Genomic DNA, 20,892 nt, shown 5'->3' on the forward strand with positions numbered 1-20,892 from the left:
TCTATCAGCCGGAAATGCAGGCAGTCGCAGCATTGCGTACATCCCAGGGGCGCAACGGCACATTGGAGATGCGCTCGTGCAGCTTGATGCTGCTGCCAGTGGAACGATCTTCGATGTCAAACACCGCGGCCGGCCCAGAAGAAAACTTCTGCGGCACGATCACCCGCACGCCATCCTTCTGCGGCTCGACCTGCAGGGCGCCACGGCTGCTGGCGAGCTTCTCGGTCAGGCACTGCGCATACTCATGGGGCTTTTTGCCGGAGATCACGCTCATGGTCGGCAGCGTTTCATTAATCTCCGAGACACTCGCACAACCACTGACCACCAACGACAACGGCAGGAACCATACACCCCACTTCATACAAAACCTCCGATAAAGACCCTCCGACAGCACAAATGCTGTTTTTCTCCGAGGCTCACTGCGTTTATTGCTCATGGATGGCCAAATAACTGGTTTTAATTGGCAAAGTGCACCATGGCGACCGGATAATAACCTGTTCGGGCTGATAAACTGCGCCAATCGCCCAAGCTATCGTTTTGATTTAGTAGAAAAAGCCCTTCTGGAGGCGCCTCATGAAATTTATCCACCAGCGCGAGCACCTCAACGAAGACGACATCGTCGTCATTCAATGCTCGCAAACCTGCAACATCCGCCTGATGAACGACGCCAACTTCCGCAGCTTCAAGAATGGCGGTCGCCACACCTATCACGGCGGCGCCTTTGACACGTTCCCGGCGCGCATCACGGCACCGAGCACCGGTTTCTGGAACATCACCATCGACACGGTGAGCAACCGGGCGATCAGCGTGACCCGCAAGCCGAACCTCACGCACTCGATCAAGATCATCCGCCGCTCCAGCTCGAAACTGAGCTGAGTGGCATTTCCACTTACGAATTTGCAGGTATGAACGTGGCCCAGACGACCAAGTACGTCATCAAATACAAGCTCAACGGCGAACGCCGGTTCGAGTTCGCCCAGCTTGAAAACGGCACCGCCGAAGAAGCCAAGGCTGCGCTGGACGCGATCCACGGCCAGGGCGAAGATGTCATCAGCGAGATCAGCGTGAGCAAGGCGCTGTAACGCAGTTCATCGTCACGATGGGTTATGACCAATGAGCCCTTTGAATCTGGATCTGTTCGCCGATCACGAACCTGTGCAACCGCCCAAGCGCGAGCAGATCGCCGAACAATCGTGGGTGCTGCGCGGCTTTGTCCTGCCCTGGCTCGAGCGCCTGCTGCCGGAACTCGACGCAGTGCTCGCCGCCGCGCCGTTTCGGCAGATGGTCACCCCCGGTGGTTTTACCATGTCAGCCGCCCTGAGCAGCTGCGGCACCTGGGGTTGGACCACTGACCGCAGCGGCTATCGCTACACCCGTCATGACCCGGCGAACGGCAAACCCTGGCCGCCCATGCCCGATGGCTTTTTCCAGCTCGCCCAGGCCGCGGCACTGCAAGCAGGTTTTGCCGGCTTCGTCCCTGACTCCTGCCTGATCAATCGGTACGCCCCCGGGGCCAAGATGTCGCTGCACCAGGACAAGGACGAAACCTCCATGGCGGCGCCCATTGTCTCAGTGTCCCTCGGACTGCCGGCGGTGTTCCTGTTTGGCGGATTCGAACGAAGTGACAAGTGTCAGCGGGTGTCATTGCTGCATGGCGATGTCGTGGTGTGGGGCGGCGTCGATCGCTTGCGCTATCACGGAGTATTGCCAATCAAGCACGGCCACCATCCCCAGCTCGGGGAGCAGCGCATCAACTTCACCTTCCGCGCCGCCCGGTGAATCTTTCGAGTTCAACCGCAAGGCGCGGAGTGTTGTATCTCGCTCGACGTATTAGTCTGGATCAAACACTTCAATGCAGGTGAAGCCATGACCACTCCTTCGACTATCGCCATCGAGGACGATCCCCGCTGGGCTGCGGTGGTCGCACGGGATCCGCGCGCCGACGGGCAATTCGTCTATGCGGTGAAAACCACGGGCATCTATTGCCGCCCCAGCAGCCTGGCGCGTTTACCCAAACCGCAGAATGTGCTGTTCTTCGACACGGCCGAGCAAGCCCAGGCAGCCGGTTTTCGCCCAAGCAAAAGGGCCGCGAAAGACCAGAGTGAGCTCGCCGCGCAACATGCCGCGACGGTGGCTGCGGCCTGCCGCCAGATCGAAGCCGCTGAGGATTTGCCTGCGCTGGGTCAACTCGCCGCCGCCGCAGCCATGAGCAGTTTTCACTTCCATCGAGTGTTCAAGGCTGTCACCGGCCTGACTCCCAAGGGTTATGCAGCGGCGTATCGTGCGCGCAAGGTGCGTGAGCGCTTGGCCGATGGCGGCTCGGTGACGGACGCGCTGTATGACGCGGGGTTCAACTCCAATAGCCGCTTTTATGCTGCAGCAGACCAGGTACTGGGCATGAAGCCGGCCGATTACCGCGCCGCCGGACAGAACAATGACATCCGATTTGCCGTGGGCCAGTGTTCGCTGGGGGCGATTCTGGTGGCGCAGAGCGCGCGCGGAGTGTGCGCGATCCTCCTGGGTGACGATCCGCATCAGCTGGTGTGCGACCTGCAGGATCGGTTCCGGCAGGCCAATCTGCTGGGGGCTGATTTGGAATTTGAGCAGTTGATTGCCAAGGTCGTCGGTTTTATCGAGGCTCCCGCCCTGGGCCTGGATTTGCCCCTGGATGTGCGCGGTACGGCGTTTCAGGAACGGGTTTGGCAGGCGTTGCGGGAGATTCCGCTGGGCAGTACGGCCAGCTACGCCGAGATCGCCCAGCGCATCGGCGCCCCCAAAGCCTTTCGGGCGGTGGCCCAGGCTTGCGGCGCGAATCATCTGGCGGTGGCCATTCCTTGTCATCGAGTGGTGCGCAGTGATGGGGATCTTTCGGGGTACCGGTGGGGAGTGGAGCGTAAGCGCGATTTGCTGGAACGCGAGGCGCTTGCCGTTACACCGGTGGGACATCCAAGCGGCGGGATATGAAAACCTCTGGGAGCAAAAGGCGACTCGCTGGCTGGCCTTGGCCCAGCCATTGCTGGTACAAATTCCACCCGACCGTCCCTGCCCTGTTCACCTGCCGGAGAGCCCCTAAAATGAGTCAATGGCCCGACACCCGAATTCTTGACCTGCTTGGCATCGAACTGCCGATCATCCAGGCGCCCATGGCGGGCGCGACCGGTGCGGCCATGGTGATCGCCGCGAGTAACGCGGGAGGGCTGGGGTCGATGCCTGCCGCCATGTTGAGCACCGATCAACTGCGCGAAGAACTCAAGGCGATCCGCGCGCAAACCCAGCGCCCCATCAACGTGAATTTTTTCTGCCATCAGCCACCTGTGGCCGATGAACAGCGCGCCCGGGACTGGAAAAATCTGCTCGAACCCTACTACCGTGAACTGGGGTTGGACTTCGATGCGCCGACCCCGGTATCCAACCGCGCGCCGTTTGATAACGCCACCTGCGAAGTGGTCGAGGAACTGCGCCCGGAGGTGGTGAGTTTCCATTTTGGCCTGCCGGAACAATCCCTGCTCGACCGCGTCAAGGCCACTGGCGCCAAGGTGCTGTCGTCAGCCACGACTGTCGAAGAGGCGATCTGGCTGGAGCAGCATGGCTGCGACGCGATCATCGCCATGGGCAACGAAGCGGGTGGTCACCGCGGGATTTTTCTCAGCGATGACGTCAGCAGCCAGGTTGGCACATTCGCCCTGGTGCCGCAGATTGTCGATGCGGTGAAAGTCCCGGTGATCGCGGCAGGCGGCATCAGTGATGCTCGCGGCGTGGCAGCGGCGTTCATGCTGGGGGCCAGTGCGGTGCAGGTCGGCACGGCTTATCTGTTTACCCCGGAAGCCAAGGTCAGCGCGTCCCACCACAAGGCACTGCGCACGGCCAAGGAAAGCGAAACAGCGTTGACCAATATTTTCACCGGCCGCCCGGCTCGGGGCATCCTTAATCGAGTGATGCGCGAGCTGGGGCCGATGAGCGACAAGGCGCCCGCCTTTCCGCTCGCAGGCGGCGCGTTGATGCCATTGCGGGCGAAGGGTGAAGCGGATTTCAGCAACCTGTGGGCGGGTCAGGCGTTTACGCTGGGGGTGGAGATGAGCACCGCAGACCTGACGCGACAGCTGGCCGAGGAAGGCTTGGCGAAGCTGAAACGCTGACGCCCGGCTGGGGCTGCCAACGATATTGCGAGGATCATGTATACAATCGTGTTCCGTTTGCAGGCATTTCGCTATATATTTCGCTACATAGCGCTTAAGCCCCTCTGCCATACCTGCCCTCGGAGCCGTTCATGACACTTCGCGCCTCACGTTTCGCCTCTACCGCCCTAACCAGCCTGCTGGCCGTGTTCGCGTTGGGCTCGGCCCATGCCGACGAAGTGCAGGTCGCCGTCGCGGCCAATTTCACTGCGCCCGTCCAGGCGCTCGCTGCCGATTTCGAGAAAGATACCGGGCACAAGCTGGTCGCTGCCTATGGCGCAACCGGCCAGTTCTACGCCCAGATCAAGAATGGCGCGCCCTTCGAAGTGTTCCTGTCGGCCGATGACAGTACTCCGCAGAAACTTGAAGCAGAAGGCGATACCGTCAAGGGTTCGCGCTTCACCTACGCAATCGGCACCCTGGCGTTGTGGTCGGCCAAGGAAGGCTACGTCGACAGCAAGGGCGAGGTCCTGAGCAAAAACCAGTACCAACACCTTTCCATTGCCAACCCGAAAGCCGCCCCATACGGCCTGGCCGCCACTCAGGTGCTGGCCAAGCTGGGCCTGACCGATCAGGTCAAAGCCAAGCTGGTCGAAGGCCAGAACATCACCCAGGCCTACCAGTTCGTATCTACCGGCAACGCCGAACTCGGTTTCGTCGCGTTGTCGCAGATCTACAAGGACGGCAAAGTCACCGGCGGCTCGGCCTGGATCGTTCCGGCCGACATGCACGACCCGATCAAGCAGGACGCGGTGATCCTCAACAAAGGCAAGGACAATCCTGCCGCCAAGGCACTGGTTGAATACCTCAAGGGGCCAAAAGCCGCTGCCGTTATCAAATCCTACGGTTATCAACTTTAAATGAGCCTGACGAGTGCGGACTTTGCGGCGATCTGGCTGACGCTGAAACTGGCGTCGCTGACGACGCTGATCCTGCTGGTGATCGGCACTCCGATTGCGTTGTGGCTGTCGCGCACCACTTCCTGGCTGCGCGGGCCGGTCGGGGCGATCGTCGCCCTGCCCCTGGTCCTGCCGCCCACCGTCATCGGTTTCTACCTGTTGCTGGCGCTGGGCCCCCACGGCTTCGTCGGCCAATTCACCCAATCCCTCGGGCTGGGCACCCTCACCTTCAGTTTTGCAGGCCTGGTGATCGGCTCGGTGCTCTATTCCATGCCGTTCGTGGTGCAACCCCTGCAAAACACTTTTTCGGCGATCGGCACGCGCCCACTCGAAGTCGCGGCAACACTGCGGGCCAATCCCTGGGACACATTTTTCAGCGTGATCCTGCCCCTGGCACGCCCCGGTTTTATTACTGCGGCCATTCTCGGGTTTGCCCACACGGTCGGTGAGTTCGGTGTAGTGCTGATGATCGGGGGCAACATTCCTGACAAAACCCGAGTGGTCTCGGTGCAGATCTACGATCACGTCGAAGCCATGGAATATGCCCAGGCCCATTGGCTGGCCGGGGCGATGCTGGTCTTTTCGTTTGCCGTGTTGCTGGCGCTCTACTCCAGCCGCAAAACCCGTGCGGGCTGGAGCTGATCGATGATTGATATGCGCTTGAAACTGGACTACCCGGGGTTTGCCCTGGATGTCGACCTGCAACTGCCCGGCCGTGGAGTGACGGCGCTGTACGGTCACTCCGGCTCCGGCAAGACCACTTGCCTGCGTTGCATCGCTGGCCTCGAGAAGGCGCAGCAGGGTTTTATCCAGGTCAACGATGAAGTCTGGCAGGACAGCGCGAAAAAGATTTTCGTGCCCGCGCACAAACGCGCCCTGGGCTACGTGTTCCAGGAGGCGAGCCTGTTTCCTCATCTTTCGGTGCTGGCCAATCTGCAGTTCGGCCTCAAGCGCATTCCACTGTCGCAGCGTCGGGTCGATATGGCGCACGCCACTGAGTTGCTCGGCATCGGCCACCTGCTTGAGCGTCATCCACTCAACCTGTCGGGCGGTGAACGCCAGCGCGTTGGCATCGCCCGAGCACTGCTGACCAGCCCAAGGCTGTTGCTGATGGACGAGCCACTGGCGGCGCTCGACAGCCAGCGCAAGAACGAGATCCTGCCGTACCTGCAGCGCCTGCACGACGAACTGGAAATTCCGCTGCTCTACGTCAGCCACTCGCAGGATGAAGTAGCGCGCCTGGCCGATCATATCGTCCTGCTAAGCGACGGCAAGGCCCTGGCGAGCGGCCCGATCGGCGCCACCCTGGCGCGTCTCGACCTGCCGCTGGCGCTGGGTGACGACGCCGGCGTGGTGATCGAGGGCCATGTCAGCGCCTACGATGCCGACTACCAGTTGTTAACGCTGCAACTGCCCGCCAGTGAGATGAGCATTCGGGTGGCGCACGCGCCGATGACCCAGGGCCAGGCGCTGCGGTGCAAGGTGCAGGCCCGGGATGTCAGCCTGAGCCTGCACAGCGCCGAGCACAGCAGCATTCTCAATCGCCTGCCGGTCACGGTGATCAGTGAAATGCCGGCGGACAATGGCGCTCACGTGTTGATCCGCCTGGAAGCTGGCGGCACTGCACTGCTGGCGCGCATTACCCGCTATTCCCGGGACCAGCTGGGCGTGCACCCCGGCCAGCAACTGTGGGCGCAGATCAAGGCGGTGGCGGTGCTGGCTTAAATCCGCCGGCACCACTGCAACAGCGTGCGGTCAATGGCTTAACGGCCACTGATTCCCAGCCAGGATTACCGCCATGCCCGATACCGATCTGCCCGTTGTGCTGCCACCCGACCTGCATTATGTCGATGACACACAACCTGGAATCACCCGCAGGAAACTGCGGGGCAAGTTCAGCTACTTCGACCCGACTGGCCAGCGCATCACCGACCAGGACGAGGTCAAGCGCATCAATGCCCTCGCGGTGCCACCCGCCTACACCGACGTCTGGATCTGCGCCGATCCGCGCGGCCACCTGCAGGCCACCGGGCGTGATGCGCGCGGTCGCAAGCAATACCGCTACCACACGCGCTGGCGCGAAGTGCGCGACGCCGACAAATATTCGCGCCTGCGGGATTTCGGCCTGGCCTTGCCCAAGTTACGCAAACAACTTGAAGCCTTACTGGAGGCCCCGGGTTTCAGTCGCGACAAGGTTATGGCCACCGTCATCACCTTGCTTGACGCGACCCTCATCAGGGTCGGCAACACTCAATATGCCCGGGACAACCGCTCCTATGGCCTGACGACCCTGCGCAGCCGGCATGTTGAAGTCAATGGCAGCGCGATCCTGTTCCAGTTTCGCGGCAAGAGCGGCGTTGAGCATCAGATCACCGTAAAGGATCGGCGCCTGGCGCGGATCATCAAGCGCTGCCTGGAAATTCCGGGGCAGAACCTGTTTCAGTACCTGGACGAAAACGGTGAGCGCCACACGGTGAGTTCGTCCGACGTCAACGCCTACCTGCAGACACTGACGGGGGCCGACTTCACCGCCAAGGACTACCGCACCTGGGCCGGCAGCGCCCTGGCGTTATCGGTGCTGCGCGAGTTGCACTGGGAACCGGAATCGGACGCCAAGCGGCACGTGGTGGAAATGGTGAAGAACGTCGCCAAACAGCTGGGCAATACCCCGGCGGTGTGCCGCAAGTGCTACATCCATCCGGCGGTGCTGGAGGGTTTCCTGCTGGGCTCGCTGGCTCAACTGCCCAGGCCCAGAACACGCAAGGGCCTGCGAGCCGAGGAAGTCGGATTGGCGATGTTCCTCGACAAAATGGTCGAGGCGAGCCAAAGCGCCGAGCTGGGCAACCCGTAGGATTTTTTGCACGTTTGCAAATGGCTTCTATAGTTAATGTGAACAAGAATCTGCTGCGGTGGAGCCATGGAAGACATTTTTCTCGTCAAGCGTTGCAACAAGATCATCATCCATGGCCGCAGAGCCGGTGAAGTAAGCCATGCGCCGCCCGACGCCACAGTCTGGTTTCGCGTAGTGGACACCCGCACCCGCGGCTTCATCGGCGACGGATTTGATCACGAAGAAGACGCGCGTCGCGAGTGCCAGCGCCTCAACGACCGGTCCCGCGTGACAGCCCGCCAAGGCTGAAGTACGGGTCTATACTTGAATCGCTGACGCTGCGGCCAACCCCATCGGCAGACTGCTCGCCCTCGCGGGTTTCCGCCTGCCATTTGCCAGGTTTCTTGAACGGAGGTGTGTCATGTCCGAAAAAGAGTCCATCACCACCCTGCTTACTCTGCTGGATTCACGCCAGGCGCGACTGGCGGCTGCGTGCAAGGAAATTGCCGACTGGGTTGATCATCAAGGCGGGCATCCGACTGCCCTGCGCATCCGTGACCGACTCAACGATATTGAAAAGGACACCCCGCTGATTCGCAACACGCTGTCCTCGCTACGACCAGTTGACCGGCCGCTGCCGCGGTTCAGGTAAATCGATCTGCACACCTCGAGGCCGACGCTGGCCTGACCCAGGACGCATGAACGGCGACGCAATCGTCACCGGATGCGTCCCCGCGTTTTTTATCCTGGTTTTACCCAGGTTCTTTCACGCCCCTTTCACATCCGCTGCCCTACAGTGACCTCACTCCTTTTGATGTATCCCCTTGGCCCGCCCGCATGCGGGCCATTTTTTTGCCCTGCGTGAGGCAACCGGGCTCAATTAAACGGAACGAGCCAGATCATCGCGTTTCAAATTCCATAAGCCCTGGCTTCACCTTGGGGCTTCGCAGAGGAATTGCCGATGAACACCAGAATCCTGCTTCTGCTCGCCAGCCTCAGTCCAGGCCTGGCAATGGCCCAGGGATGTGACGTCACCACCCGATCCCAGAGCCCTTCAGTGCCGGTGGTCGAATCCCACACCTGCTACGAATACGAAGGCATGCCGGTCGACGCCATCGACTGGTCCTGCAGCAACGAAAGTCGGGAGATGCTCACCAGCACCAAGAAGAAGGTCGAACAGTGTGACGATCACTATCAGGCCACCTGCCGGGCGACCTTGACCCAGGAATCCCTGGCCAATGCGCAATCGACCAGCAAGGACAAGAACAGCCAGTCGATAAACATTCCTGATAATGCGCAAGTCACTACGTTTTATTACGGGGCCGAAAATTTGCGCCAGTCGAAGATCGATTGCGAGAGCGGTGGCGGCAGTTGGAAGGCCAAGTAACCGGTGCGGTTGAACCATACGCAATACAAAGGGCCGGATGAGCAACTTGGAGATAAGTGACGCCATTCGTCAAAAGTTGTCGCTCAACATTCAATGTGGCTACGTCAAAAATAAAAAATCTCCAACGTGGCGCGCAATCCTGTTGGAGGGCGATTCTCCAACCGAATCTGCCCACCCAGGCGTTCGGCTATCACCTGCACGATGTTCAACCCCAAGCCCGCCCCTTGATCGTTACCACGGCTGTAGAAACGCTCGAAAAGCCGATCGCGATCCGCCTCATTAATCCCCGGCCCTTCGTCTTCGACAGACAGCTCGTAGTGATCCGCTCGTTTACACAACCGCACTGTGATCATGCCGTTGCTGGGAGAAAAATTGGCGGCATTGGTCACCAGGTTGTTCAAGGCAATATCGATGGCGGCGGCGTCGACCCTGAGCGGGCCTATTTCGTCGCTGGCATCGAATGCCAGCTCCAGTCCCTTGTTCAACAGCCAGGGGGTCAGCTGGACCAGGCTGGCACGCACAGTCGCCACCAGATCGATGGCCGGGGACGCAGGTATCGCTGATCGCGGTTCGAGTCGTGCCATGGTCAGCAACTGATTGACCAGGCGGCTGGTACGGTCGACCCCGGCGATCAAATGTTCCAGGGACTCACGCCGATCCTCTTCACTGCCCGCCTCCATCAGGTTTTGTGCGTGAACCCTCAGCACCGCGAGCGGCGTACGCATTTCATGGGCCGCATCCGCAATAAAGCGTCGCTCGCGGCCCATGACTTCCTGGATTTGCGCGAGCATGCGGTTGAGCGCCGCCTGCATTGGTTCAAGCTCGCTGGGCAACGGGGTCAGTTGCAGCGGTTCCAGCGAGCCGCCGTGCCGAGCCCGCAGCGTCGCCGCCATATCGGCCAGGGGCTTGAGGCCCCAGCCAATGGCCAGCCACACCATCGCCGCCAGAATCAGGCTGCCCAGCACGTTGGGCAACAGGGTATGGCGCAGGATGCGGTCCACCAGATCCGAACGCACATCGTCCCGTTCACCCACCCAGATCCGCAGATCGGTTTCTTTGTCTTCCAGCATGAAGGCTCGCCAGTGGCGGTTGTTGAGGTCCACCACATCGCTGAACCCTGGCGTGCCCGGCGGTGTGGCAAAAGACGGCGCACTGGCGGTGTGCACGAGCACCTGGCCTTGGCGGTTCCAGACCTGGAAGGCAATCTTGCTTTCATAAGGGTGCCCATCGACCCTGGGCACCGCTTCGCCCAAGGCCTTGTTGAACGCCTGGTAAAGCTTTGCGTGTTCCTCGCTGGCCAGCGGCATGCGCATCACCCCCTGCAGCAACCGGGCGTTCTGCGCGAGTTGGGCGTCGTAGACTTCGGCAATTTCGTGGTTGCTGTCGTGCCAGTTGAACACGCTGATCACGGCGAGGCCGGCGAGCATCAGGCCGATGATCAGCGTCAGGGTACGGCGCCGAATGGACGTCATTGGCGCTCCTCGACCAGATAACCGACACCACGAATGGTGCGGATCAGCTCAGTGGAGAATTTCTTGCGCAGGTGATGGATGTGCACTTCCAGGGTGTTGCTTTCGGCCTCCTCGTTCCAGCCGTACAGCAGCTGCATCAGGTGATCGCGGGTCATGACCCGGCCCGGCGGAGACAGCAATTCGTGGAGCAGCTGATACTCCTTGGGCGTCAGCGCGACTGGTTCACCCAGATAGCTCACTTGCTGGGTGCCGGGATTGAGGCTGATGCCGGCGTGTTCGATGAGCATCTGCGCGCGACCGGCACTGCGCCGCAACAGCGCCCGCAGACGGGCCTTGAGCTCCGCCAGATCAAAGGGCTTGATCAGGTAGTCATCGGCCCCGGCATCGAGGCCGGCGATACGGTCCTCGGTGGCGTCGCGCGCCGTGAGGATCAGCACCGGCAGTTTGGAGCCGCTGTCACGCAGGCGGCGCAACACTTCCAGCCCGTCCATGCGCGGCAGTCCGAGGTCGAGCACTGCCAGGTCAAAGGATTCGCTGAGCAGGGCATGCAGGGCGCTGCTACCGTCCTGCAGCCAGTCGACGGTATACCCTTCGCGGCCCAGGGCCTGATGGATGCCCTCCCCCAGCGCCACGTCATCCTCAATCAGTAATAAGCGCACATGGACTCCTGTCAGTCGAGTTTCTTGTTCACGTCCACCAGCAACGCTTCGATCTCTTTGCGCCGCCCTGCATCAGCGAGTTCGCGTCCTGGCCTTGGGGCAGCCTGCAGGGCTTTTTGCAGCGCACCCCGGGCCTCGCTGTAGCGTTTTTGTCGGTAGAGGTGATCTCCCCAGAAGTACAGACTATCGATGCCGTTCGGGTTGAGTTGCAAGGCCTGTTTGAGTAACTGTTCGGCTTTGTCGGCGTCGCCGAAACCGATGGGCCAACCTGGCACGCGGTCGTACAGCGCGCCGAGGCTGGTGTAGGCCGAGCCTTGCAAGGCTTTTGGGTCCAGGGCCAGAGCCTTCTCCAGGTCGACTTTAGCCGCCTTGACCTTGCTCAGAGCCCCAAGCCCGCCCTGGGCGCCGGCCCAACTGCTGGTGACGATACCGGACCAGATCCAGGCTTCGGCCACTGACTGGCGCTCCCGAGTGAAGGCCGACGCCTGGCCGGCAAGCTGTTCAAAAGCCGCCGTGCGTTGGTCCGCGGGCACCTCGTATTGAATGTGCACCCAGCTTTGCTGGATGCCACTGAGGCGTAGTTGATCGGTGGCGTCCAGCGCCCAGACGTTTGCGCTCAAGGCGCCCAGCAGCACACCGGCAATGAATGTGTTCATGGCTTGAGGTTCTCGTTATCAGGCTTCTGACTCAGGCGACGGATCAGCGGCAATTGTTTGCGCAAGCCGCGATCCACCAGGTTGGGCAACAGGCTGTTGAGGCGCACAAAAAAGCGTTCTGGCCAGCCCAGGTACAGGTCGCGGTGTTCACCGGCAATAGCGTGAATCACCGCGCTAGCGACTGTCTGCGGGTCATCGACGTTGGCTTTGAGGGCATCGTTCAGGGCCTGCGCGGCGGCGCTGTTCATACTGGTGCGGGTGGCGCGCGGGGCGACGTATAAAACCCCAACCCGGGTGTCGGCCAGTTCCCGGCGCAGGGCTTCGGAAAACCCGCGCAGGGCAAACTTGCTGGCGCAATAGCTGGCGTACCCGGGATAACCGATGGAGCCGTAGGTCGAGCCAACGTTCACCACCATGGCGCTCTGCGCTTGCTTGAGCAGTGGCAGCAACAACTTGGTGAGACAGATCGGCGCGCTGATGTTTACCGCCAACATGGCGTTGACGTCGCTGTCTTCGAGCTGTTCAAGCATGGCGAAGTGATTGATTCCGGCGGCATTGATCAGCAGGTTGAGGCCGCTCATGGCATCGGCGGCGGCCAGTACCTTGCGGCGGTCGGCGAGGAACGTCAGGTCGGCGCCGACCCACGACAACTGCTGCGGATAGCGTTCGAGCAAAGGCGCCAAGGGTTCCCGATGGCGGGCCACGGCCAACACCTTGGCGCCACTGGCGCACAGGGCGGTGGCGATTGCCAGGCCGATGCCGCCACTGGCGCCGGTCAGCACCACCCGAGCTTCAGACAGACGCATGGGGAGCCTCCCCGTCGCGCGGCAAGCCGCGGAACATATCGGTGTACAGCGCGTACACCACCTTGGAGGCATGGATCACCGCGGCCTGGTCACAAGGATCATCGAGTGAGTTCATCAAGCGGCGATAGGTCTGCATGTGCTCGATGTCCAGCGAGCCATGGGAGCTGAGGTAGCTGAACGCGCTTTGCGGTAATTCCAGGCGTTCGCGGATGCTGTCGGCGGCATGGGTCGCCAGGGCGATGCTGGTACCTTCCAGCACATTGACCATGCCGAACAGGCCGACCGGATTGCCCCTGGCGATCAGGTCATAGAGGTAGCTGACCATTAATTCGATCGGCAACGACGGACAACCGTCGCGCACCACCAGCTTGTCGCCCCCGCAGGCTTCGATGTCGTTGAGTATCCATTGCTCGTGGCCGTATTCGTCTTCGATGTATTCGCACACTGCCTTGCGCAGCCACTCCAGCCGCGACGGCAGGCGTGCACCACAGGCCATCATCAGGGGCACGGTGTGGCGCACGTGGTAATAGGCCTGGGCGAGAAAGGCCCGGTAGCTTTCCACGCTGACCTTGCCCTGGAGGGCGTCGCGAATGACCGGTAGATTGAACAGCGTGTGGCGTTCGTGTTGTGTGGCTTCTTGCAGCGTGTCAAAAAAACTCATGACGCAGATTCCTCTGAAAAAGCCGCAGTCGACAGTTGCTCGCGATACTGCTCGACGATGGCGTCTCGGCGGGGTCGGCCGTTGGCAGTCAGCAAGCCATTGGCGGGGGTGAAGGGTTGGGTCAGGCGCGTCCAGTGGTGGACCTGGGCGTAATGGGGCAAGGCTTCATTGGCGCAGGCCACTGCGGCGGCCAGCTCTGCGTCTGTGCACTCCGGCCGATGCGGCCAAAGCAGCGCGTGATTGCTCGGCATGGCTTCGCCGTAGACAAAAGCCTGGGCGATATCCTGGCGTTGGGTCAGTTCGGCCTCGACCCATTCGGGGTTCACATTGCGGCCATAACTGGTGACGAACTGGTGTTTCTTGCGCCCCTTGAGGTAGAGGAAGCCCTCAGGGTCGAATTCACCGAGATCGCCGCTGGGCCACCACTCATCGGTGTGCGCAGGCTCGCCCAGGTATCCGAGCAGGGTCGAGCCCTTGATCAGCACTTCGCCGTCGTCCGCCAGACGGATTTGCACATGGGGCAACGGCCGCCCGACACTGCCCGCGCGACGCGCCTGCGGCCGGTTCAGGCATACCACTGATGCGCACTCCGAGAGCCCGTAGCCTTCGTAAACTGGCAGACCGGCCCGGCGTGCCCGGTGCAGCAACTCTTCACTGACCCGAGCCCCGCCCACCGCAGTAAAACGCAACGAGTAAGGGCTGAAGGCCCTTTGCTCGGCGGCGCTCACCAGTAACAACAGCAGCTGCGGCACCAAGATCACACTCTCGGGCGCACGGGCCGCCAGGCAGCCAAGCAGTCGCGGCACATCTACGCCGCTGGCCCCCTCGATACCCAGGGTTTTCTGGCTGGGTAGGCTCAGCTTCGCGCCGGCGTAGAGCGCCGCATAACAGCCGATGTTTTCCAGCAGGATGGCCAGTGGCAAGAGCGCCAGGTGATGCTGCGGATCAGTGGCCTCGCTGGCCTGATCCAGTTCCAGGGCGACCCGCAGGATACTCTCGGCACTCAGGCATACGCCTTTGGGGGTACCGGTGGTGCCCGAGGTGAAGGTCAGTTTGGCGGTGCCTTCGGGCATCCGGCTCGGACCGCTGAAGGTGCGCCGCCAGAATTCACCGTGCTTTTCGTAGCCGACCGCCTGTAATTCCGCTTCCAGCTCCGGCTCGGCAATGACCAGGGCCGCCTGACTTTGCGTCAGGCAATGCTGACGTTGAGCCGGGCTGAAAAAAGCTGGCAACATCAGGCAGGTCAAGCCCTCGAACAGCACGGCCAGATCCCAGAGCATGGCATCGACGCCATTGTCCAGGGCCAGTGCAACCACCTGGACGTTTTCATCCCGCACACGCTGCTGGCGGTACATCACTTCGGCGTAGAGCGTGGCGTAGTCCAGCTTCAGGTGGTCCCCCCAAATGGCGATGGCATTGGTCTTGCGTTCAGCATGGGAGCGTAGGGCCTGTTTAAAACGTTCTATTTCAGGCGACATGGCTGGACGCCTCCATGGACGCTGGCAACCCCAGGCGATTGAACATCCCGATGTTGCGCAAATGAATGAATCCGCTACGGATGTTGCCCACGTGCACCCAGGGCTTGCTCTCGTAGTAGCTGCCCCAACTGTGGCGATCGTCGCCCAACCGCGCAGGATCTGCAGCGCACAGGGTCACGGGCTTCAAACCCAGGCGGTGAAAGCTGTTGACGAGGCCGATATTGCCGGTGAACGCCACCCATTCCAGGCCGCCCATGGCCAGCAGGTAAGTGATGGCGATGATGCTCATGCGCGCACTGCCGGTGTCGCTGGCGGCCAGGTTGCCCACCTCGACGATGCCCCTGCGATCGACTGCACAAGCGGCCGCAGCACTGATCAGCGGATCAATCGGTTCGTCCAGGTAGCGCTCCAGGAACAGCGATTCACTGCTCGCCAGACGCACGCCGGCCACTGCACTCAGTTCACCTGAGGGGTTGTTCATGCCAAACAGCTGCGGCATGAACTGACGGATGTCGGCCCCATGGGCCTTGCGGAAACGTTGCTGGATAAAGGCTTCGAACACGGGACGCAGAGGTTCGCCCGGCAGCGCTCGGGCCAGGCTCATGGGCGGTGTTTCGGCCTGGCCGAAATGCAGGGGCAGAACGATGTTCCAGTCAAATTCGGGCATTGGAAGACGCCTCCCGGGTAAGTGTGGGAGGAGTATCCGAGGCATTTCTTAACGGAGTCTGAAGGTGACAAAAGGATCCGCAGGGCCGGTCTTCAGATAGCCTTAAGGCTGGTTGGGCACGCTGGCGCCGGTCGGTTCGCTGACCGTCAAAACCAGGCTGCGCGCATGAGTCCGCCGCCACAATAACGCTCCGGAGGCCCGTCATGACTGGCGATTTACTCGCTCACAACCGCTACGCAAAACTCTCAATCACCATGCACTGGCTGATGCTCGGGCTGTTTGTCGGGGTCTATGCCTGTATCGAAATCAGGGGCTGGCTTCCTCGTCAGCATCCATTAAAGGGTGTACTGCTGGGCACCCACGCCCTTTTTGGACTGGCGATTTTCACTTTGGTGTGGGTGCGGTTACTGGGTCGCTTGCAAAAACGCCCGCCCATCACGCCTCGCCCCCCTGCCTGGCAAAATGCGCTCGCCTACCTCACCCACCTGGCCTTGTATGGGCTGATGATCGTGCCGCCGCTGCTCGCCTGGCTGATGCTCAGTGCTGCCGGTAAACCGATCCCGTATTTCGCCTTTACTTTGCCCTCGCCCATCGCACTGAATCCCGATCTGGCCAAGCAATTAAAGGACTGGCATGAATGGTTGGGCAACGCCGGCTACTGGGTGATTGGCTTGCATGCCTGCGCCGGGATTTTTCATCACTACTGGATGCGCGATAACACCCTCACCCGAATCCTGCCCAAGCGCTTTGTGCCCAGCACCAAACTGCAGAGGCATTCCAAGTAGCCGACAAGTCCTGGGCATACAAGGCCGTCCAGTCATAGGCATGCAATAACTCAAGCCGGGCGTCACACACCCTCACGGCGTGATCGCCACCTTCATCACACCGTCCCGCTGGTGAGCAAATAACTCATAGGCCGCTTCAATGTCGTCGAGTTTGAAACGGTGAGTCACCAGTGGCGACAGGTCGACTCCGCCGCTATTCACCACCGCCATCAAGCGCCGCATGCGTTCCTTGCCTCCGGGGCACAGGGTGGTGACGATGCTGTAGTCCCCCAGTCCGGCGGCGAAGGAATCGAGTGGAATGCGCAGATCACTGGAGTAAACGCCGAGGCTGGACAACCGGCCGCCAGGACGCAAAACCCGCAATGCGGACTCGAAAGTCCCTTGAGTGCCCAGCGCCTCGATAGACACATCGACACCACGGCCATCGGTCAGGGCCATGATCTGCTCGACGACGTTGCCGTCCTTGAAATTGACCACATGGGTCGCGCCCAACTGCCGCGCAACGCTCATCCGCTCCGCCACGGCATCAACGCCAATGATGGTGGTCGCGCCCTTGAGACGTGCACCGGCGACTGCGCAGAGGCCGATTGGCCCGAGAGCAAACACGGCAACGGTATCGCCGATGCTCACCTCGCCGCGCTCCGCCCCGGAAAAGCCGGTGGACATGATGTCCGGGCACATCAGCACCTGCTCATCACTGAGGCCATCCGGGATTGGGCACAAGTTGGCAACTGCGTCTGGCACCAACACGTACTCGGCCTGGCAGCCATCAATGATGTTGCCGAACTTCCAGCCGCCCGTGGCACGAAAGCCATGACTTGTGTCGGGGCCATCCTGCGAGGCACAACCGCACAGGCACGCGTAACTTTGCCCGCTGGGCGTTATGGCGCCGGCAATGACCCGCTGCCCCTCGACAAAGCCGCGCACCTGAGACCCCAGCCGTTCGATCACGCCTACCGGCTCATGCCCCACAGTCAGCCCTTTGGCCACTGGATACTCGCCGCGCAAGATGTGCACGTCGGTACCACAAATGGTCGTGGTGGTGATACGGATCAGCGCATCCAGCAGCCCGACCTCGGGGACGGGTTTGTCCTTCAACACAATCCGGTTTTTTTCAACGAAAACTGCCGCTTTCATGGTCGCCATGGTGATCCCCGATTCGTTCTGCGTGCGTAATAGTTCAGCACGAAGCCAGGACTGCGCCGGCGCGACGGACGAAAGGTTGATTACTATGGACGGATTAGTCGCCAGCACGCTGGAACATCTACTCTACAAGATGCCATGCAGCTTCTGGGGGGGGTGGGCGGTAAGGCCAGAGTCGCTAAGACCCAAGTGACAGGGATGGAATTGGGGAGATGCAGCGGAGTTTGAAGTGGTGCCCCGAGCCGGAATCGAACCGGCACGCCCTGCGGCGGCAGATTTTAAGTCTGATGTGTCTACCAATTTCACCATCGGGGCATGGGAAATGCAAAAGCAGGCGCTGATTTAACCCTAAAATAAAACCAGAATCAATCACTTAGGACATTAGGCAACCTTTACGTGCATCAAAATGTTTTTACCAAGTCAGCATTGGACGACCTGGCTTGCCTGGGCGGTAAAGGCGGAATCAATCGCCTGGTCAGATAAAATACACTCCTGCATTCCTTTGCCTCGATCAGTTTGGCGAAAAACTGCTTTCAATCTCCGTTACGAACCTCAATAGCGCAGCGTTAATGGGGTCATGAAATCCGCCATCAACCGCCCCGCACTACCGCCCGTCCAATGAGGGCCAATCCGCACTATCGTTGAGGATTGCGCGTCTACGCTTCAATGGCTGTGCCACAACAACCTACGCCCCGCAGTTCTGAGCGTGCCCATCGAACTCGAACAGTTCCGAATGGAGCAAAGAGCTATGCGCCCCTTCAAGTTGATCGCTTTCCTTTGTGCTGCGATGGTCGGCGTCTTCCTGGGAGCGCCCGCCGTATTTGCCGAGCAAGTGACCGGCACGCTGGGTGCACCCAGTGCCACCATCAATATCAGCGGTACGCAACTGCCCCCACCCGATCCGAAATTTGGGGGCGTCATTCAGGAAGACGCCCTGCATTCAAAACCCTGGTGGTCGCCCCGCGTGGTTCCACCGAAAGGGGCGCCCAACGTGCTGTTGATCATCACCGACGACGCCGGCTTTGGCGTACCCAGCACCTTCGGTGGCGTTATTCCTACCCCGACAATGGATCGCATCGCACAGCAAGGCCTGCGCTTCAACCGGGTCTTCTCCACGGCGCTGTGCTCGCCAACCCGGGCCGCGCTGATCACTGGGCGCAATCACCACTCGGCGGGCTTCGGTGTGATCTCCGAGCAGTCGACCGGCTTCCCCGGCTACAACAGCATCATCGACCGGGACAAGGCAACTATCGGGCGCATCCTGCGTGACAACGGCTACTCCACCTCCTGGTTCGGTAAGGACCACAACACCCCCGTCTTCGCTGCCAGCCAGGCCGGGCCTTTCGATCAATGGCCAACCGGCATGGGCTTTGAGTACTTCTACGGCTTCGTCGGTGGCGATGCCAATCAATGGCAGCCCAACCTGTTCCGCAATACGACCCAAATCTATCCGTTCCTTGGCAAGCCGCCCGGCACCTGGAACCTGGTCACGGCGATGGCCGATGACGCGATCGACTGGATGACACGCATCCATCAGATCGACCCCAACAAACCGTTTTTCATCAAGTACGCGCCCGGCGCCACGCACGCGCCGCACCACCCCACCAAGGAGTGGGTAGACAAGATCAGCCAGATGAAACTCTTCGACGAGGGCTGGAACAAAGTGCGCGAGCGCATTTTCGAAAACCAGAAGCGTCTGGGGGTGGTGCCTAAAGATGCCAAGTTGCCCCCGTGGCCGAAAGATGTGCTTAAAGACTGGGACCAACTGACGGCCGAGGAGCAGAAACTCTTTATCCGCCAGGCCGAAGTCTTCGCCGCCTATGTCGCCTACAGCGACAGTGAGATCGGTCGCGTCGTCCAGGCGGTCGAGGACCTGGGCCAGCTCGACAATACGTTGGTCATCTATATCAACGGCGACAACGGCACCAGTGCCGAGGGTGGACCACTCGGCACACCCAACGAAGTCGCATTTTTCAACGGCGTGAGTGTGCCGGTCGCGCAGCAGATGAAGTTCTACGACGTGTGGGGCACCGAGCAAACCTACAACCATATGTCGGCCGGCTGGTCCTGGACCTTCGACACACCGTTTTCCTGGTTCAAGCAAAATGCCTCGCAGCTCGGCGGCATCAACCAGAACATGGTGGTGTCATGGCCGGCGCAGATCAAGGACAAGGACGGTCTGCGCGAGCAGTTCGTGCACGTGATCGATGTGGTGCCCACGATTCTCGAGGCGATCGGCATCCGAGCGCCCGATGCGGTGGACGGCATCCCGCAGAAACCGATCGAGGGGACGAGCTTTCTGTACACCTTCGATGCGAAAAATGCCAAGACGCCGTCCCAGCACACGACGCAATACTTTGAAATGATGGGCCAGTGGGCCCTCTACAAGGACGGCTGGTTTCTGAGCACGAAGGTCAATCGTGCGCCGTGGGAAGCTTTTGGTCCGGCCAATGCCGATCCGCTGAACAACCAGGAGCTTGAGCTCTTCAACCTGAACACCGACTTCAACCAGACCGACAACCTCGCTGCTGAGAACCAGGACAGGGTCAAAGAGATGAAGCAGATGTTCATCGCCGAGGCCAGGAAGTACCAGGTTCTGCCGCTGGACGCCTCGGTGGCTGCGCGGATCATTGCACCGCGCCCGAACATCACCGCCGGGCGCACGGAGTTCGTCTACAAGAAGCCGATGACCGGATTGCCGCAGGGCGACTCGCCACTGCTGCTAAACACCTCCTATACCATTAGCGCCGACATTGAAGTGCCGCAGGGTGGCGCCGAGGGCATGATCCTGACGTCCGGCGGACGGTTCGCCGGCTATGGTTTCTACCTGCTCAAGGGCAAACCCGTGTTCTTGTGGAACCTGATTGATATGCAACGCGTGAAATGGGAAGGCACTGAGGCGTTATCGCCGGGCCGGCACATGATCGAGTTTGACTTCAAGTACGACGGAACGGGTGTGGGCACACTCGAGTTCAACGACTTCAGCGGCCTCGCCCAGCCCGGCACTGGCACGCTCAAGGTGGATGACCAAGTAGTCGCCACACAACGCATGGAGCGCACGCTGCCGATGATCCTCCAGTGGGACGAAGCATTCGACATCGGATCCGACACACTGACCGGAGTGAACGATACGGACTACCAACCGCCCTTCCCGCTGACCGCCCAACTCAACCAGCTGACGATCAAGGTCGATCGCCCGCAACTGTCACCCGAGGACATCAAGAAGCTCCAGGCGGCAATGGACGCGAAGGCACAGCGCGATTGAACACAACCT

Annotated in this window: 23 protein-coding genes and 1 tRNA gene; 14 read left to right on the forward strand and 10 right to left on the reverse strand. The window is 60.8% G+C overall.

Features of this window, described 5'->3' with window-relative positions; genetic code table 11:
- Window positions 1-4: 4 nt before the first annotated feature.
- The gene (locus tag ORL50_RS17955; protein WP_266016924.1) at window positions 5-361 is read right to left on the reverse strand and encodes a hypothetical protein; all 357 of its coding nucleotides are present in this window, start codon (window positions 359-361) and stop codon (window positions 5-7) included.
- Window positions 362-573: 212 nt separating this feature from the next.
- Between ORL50_RS17955 and ORL50_RS17960 the strand changes: the two genes are divergently transcribed.
- The 12 genes from ORL50_RS17960 to ORL50_RS18015 all read left to right on the forward strand — a co-directional run bounded on the left by ORL50_RS17960 (window position 574) and on the right by ORL50_RS18015 (window position 9,291).
- Window positions 574-876 carry a DUF1883 domain-containing protein gene (locus ORL50_RS17960; protein ID WP_266016926.1) on the forward strand — a complete coding sequence of 101 codons (303 nt, stop codon included), beginning with the start codon at window positions 574-576 and terminating at the stop codon, window positions 874-876.
- A gap of 35 nt (window positions 877-911) precedes the next feature.
- Window positions 912-1,082 (forward strand): hypothetical protein, encoded by a 171-nt coding sequence (locus ORL50_RS17965; RefSeq protein ID WP_266016980.1) that lies wholly within the window; start codon window positions 912-914, stop codon window positions 1,080-1,082.
- Window positions 1,083-1,113: 31 nt separating this feature from the next.
- Window positions 1,114-1,779 carry a DNA oxidative demethylase AlkB gene (gene alkB, locus ORL50_RS17970; RefSeq protein WP_266016928.1) on the forward strand — a complete coding sequence of 222 codons (666 nt, stop codon included), beginning with the start codon at window positions 1,114-1,116 and terminating at the stop codon, window positions 1,777-1,779.
- 87 nt (window positions 1,780-1,866) lie between these two features.
- The gene (gene ada / locus ORL50_RS17975; RefSeq protein WP_266016930.1) at window positions 1,867-2,964 is read left to right on the forward strand and encodes a bifunctional DNA-binding transcriptional regulator/O6-methylguanine-DNA methyltransferase Ada; all 1,098 of its coding nucleotides are present in this window, start codon (window positions 1,867-1,869) and stop codon (window positions 2,962-2,964) included.
- Between the two features lie 110 nt (window positions 2,965-3,074).
- The gene (locus tag ORL50_RS17980; RefSeq protein WP_266016932.1) at window positions 3,075-4,136 is read left to right on the forward strand and encodes an NAD(P)H-dependent flavin oxidoreductase; all 1,062 of its coding nucleotides are present in this window, start codon (window positions 3,075-3,077) and stop codon (window positions 4,134-4,136) included.
- 131 nt (window positions 4,137-4,267) lie between these two features.
- Window positions 4,268-5,035 carry a molybdate ABC transporter substrate-binding protein gene (gene modA / locus ORL50_RS17985; protein ID WP_266016933.1) on the forward strand — a complete coding sequence of 256 codons (768 nt, stop codon included), beginning with the start codon at window positions 4,268-4,270 and terminating at the stop codon, window positions 5,033-5,035.
- Entirely contained in the window at window positions 5,036-5,716 is a 681-nt protein-coding gene (modB, locus tag ORL50_RS17990) for a molybdate ABC transporter permease subunit (RefSeq protein ID WP_266016935.1), read from the forward strand.
- A 3-nt stretch (window positions 5,717-5,719) separates the two neighbouring features.
- A complete protein-coding gene (modC, locus tag ORL50_RS17995; RefSeq protein ID WP_266016936.1) occupies window positions 5,720-6,799 on the forward strand; it encodes a molybdenum ABC transporter ATP-binding protein in 1,080 nt (359 codons plus the stop codon).
- 73 nt (window positions 6,800-6,872) lie between these two features.
- On the forward strand, window positions 6,873-7,925 hold the full coding sequence (locus ORL50_RS18000; protein WP_266016938.1) for a DNA topoisomerase IB: 1,053 nt from the start codon (window positions 6,873-6,875) through the stop codon (window positions 7,923-7,925).
- A gap of 66 nt (window positions 7,926-7,991) precedes the next feature.
- Complete coding sequence (locus tag ORL50_RS18005; protein ID WP_266016939.1) at window positions 7,992-8,213, forward strand: hypothetical protein; 222 nt, start codon at window positions 7,992-7,994, stop codon at window positions 8,211-8,213.
- Between the two features lie 112 nt (window positions 8,214-8,325).
- Complete coding sequence (locus tag ORL50_RS18010; RefSeq protein WP_045058296.1) at window positions 8,326-8,556, forward strand: hypothetical protein; 231 nt, start codon at window positions 8,326-8,328, stop codon at window positions 8,554-8,556.
- Between the two features lie 309 nt (window positions 8,557-8,865).
- A complete protein-coding gene (locus ORL50_RS18015; protein WP_266016942.1) occupies window positions 8,866-9,291 on the forward strand; it encodes a hypothetical protein in 426 nt (141 codons plus the stop codon).
- Between the two features lie 104 nt (window positions 9,292-9,395).
- Here ORL50_RS18015 and ORL50_RS18020 read toward each other — a convergent pair whose 3' ends face one another.
- Genes ORL50_RS18020 through ORL50_RS18050 form a run of 7 tightly spaced genes read right to left on the reverse strand, consistent with a single transcriptional unit; the run spans window position 9,396 to window position 15,690 of the window.
- Entirely contained in the window at window positions 9,396-10,763 is a 1,368-nt protein-coding gene (locus ORL50_RS18020; RefSeq protein ID WP_266016944.1) for a sensor histidine kinase, read from the reverse strand.
- Window positions 10,760-11,422, reverse strand: coding sequence for a response regulator (locus ORL50_RS18025; protein ID WP_266016946.1), 663 nt, complete (start codon window positions 11,420-11,422; stop codon window positions 10,760-10,762). Before ORL50_RS18025 ends, ORL50_RS18020 begins: the two co-directional genes overlap by 4 nt.
- An 11-nt stretch (window positions 11,423-11,433) precedes the next feature.
- Window positions 11,434-12,078, reverse strand: coding sequence for a tetratricopeptide repeat protein (locus tag ORL50_RS18030; protein ID WP_266016948.1), 645 nt, complete (start codon window positions 12,076-12,078; stop codon window positions 11,434-11,436).
- Window positions 12,075-12,884, reverse strand: a complete 810-nt coding sequence (locus ORL50_RS18035; RefSeq protein WP_266016950.1) for an SDR family oxidoreductase — start codon at window positions 12,882-12,884, stop codon at window positions 12,075-12,077. The genes ORL50_RS18030 and ORL50_RS18035 overlap by 4 nt, the downstream gene beginning before the upstream one ends.
- The gene (locus ORL50_RS18040) at window positions 12,871-13,545 is read right to left on the reverse strand and encodes an iron-containing redox enzyme family protein (RefSeq protein ID WP_266016952.1); all 675 of its coding nucleotides are present in this window, start codon (window positions 13,543-13,545) and stop codon (window positions 12,871-12,873) included. Before ORL50_RS18040 ends, ORL50_RS18035 begins: the two co-directional genes overlap by 14 nt.
- Window positions 13,542-15,023 carry an AMP-binding protein gene (locus ORL50_RS18045; RefSeq protein ID WP_266016954.1) on the reverse strand — a complete coding sequence of 494 codons (1,482 nt, stop codon included), beginning with the start codon at window positions 15,021-15,023 and terminating at the stop codon, window positions 13,542-13,544. Before ORL50_RS18045 ends, ORL50_RS18040 begins: the two co-directional genes overlap by 4 nt.
- Complete coding sequence (locus ORL50_RS18050; protein WP_266016956.1) at window positions 15,013-15,690, reverse strand: thermostable hemolysin; 678 nt, start codon at window positions 15,688-15,690, stop codon at window positions 15,013-15,015. The genes ORL50_RS18045 and ORL50_RS18050 overlap by 11 nt, the downstream gene beginning before the upstream one ends.
- Window positions 15,691-15,893: 203 nt before the next feature.
- On the opposite strand from ORL50_RS18050, the gene ORL50_RS18055 reads away from it, so the two are divergent.
- Window positions 15,894-16,475 carry a cytochrome b gene (locus tag ORL50_RS18055; RefSeq protein WP_266016957.1) on the forward strand — a complete coding sequence of 194 codons (582 nt, stop codon included), beginning with the start codon at window positions 15,894-15,896 and terminating at the stop codon, window positions 16,473-16,475.
- A 72-nt stretch (window positions 16,476-16,547) separates the two neighbouring features.
- On the opposite strand, the gene ORL50_RS18060 is transcribed toward ORL50_RS18055, so the two are convergent.
- Window positions 16,548-17,621: an NAD(P)-dependent alcohol dehydrogenase gene (locus ORL50_RS18060; RefSeq protein WP_266016958.1), complete on the reverse strand. Its 1,074-nt coding sequence runs from the start codon at window positions 17,619-17,621 to the stop codon at window positions 16,548-16,550.
- Between the two features lie 227 nt (window positions 17,622-17,848).
- Window positions 17,849-17,933 (reverse strand) — tRNA-Leu (locus tag ORL50_RS18065).
- Between the two features lie 433 nt (window positions 17,934-18,366).
- Between ORL50_RS18065 and ORL50_RS18070 the strand changes: the two genes are divergently transcribed.
- Window positions 18,367-20,883 carry an arylsulfatase gene (locus ORL50_RS18070; protein WP_266016959.1) on the forward strand — a complete coding sequence of 839 codons (2,517 nt, stop codon included), beginning with the start codon at window positions 18,367-18,369 and terminating at the stop codon, window positions 20,881-20,883.
- The last annotated feature ends 9 nt before the right edge of the window (window positions 20,884-20,892 follow it).

This window comes from Pseudomonas sp. RIT-562 (assembly GCF_026241895.1).
Taxonomy (GTDB): domain Bacteria; phylum Pseudomonadota; class Gammaproteobacteria; order Pseudomonadales; family Pseudomonadaceae; genus Aquipseudomonas; species Aquipseudomonas mandelii_F.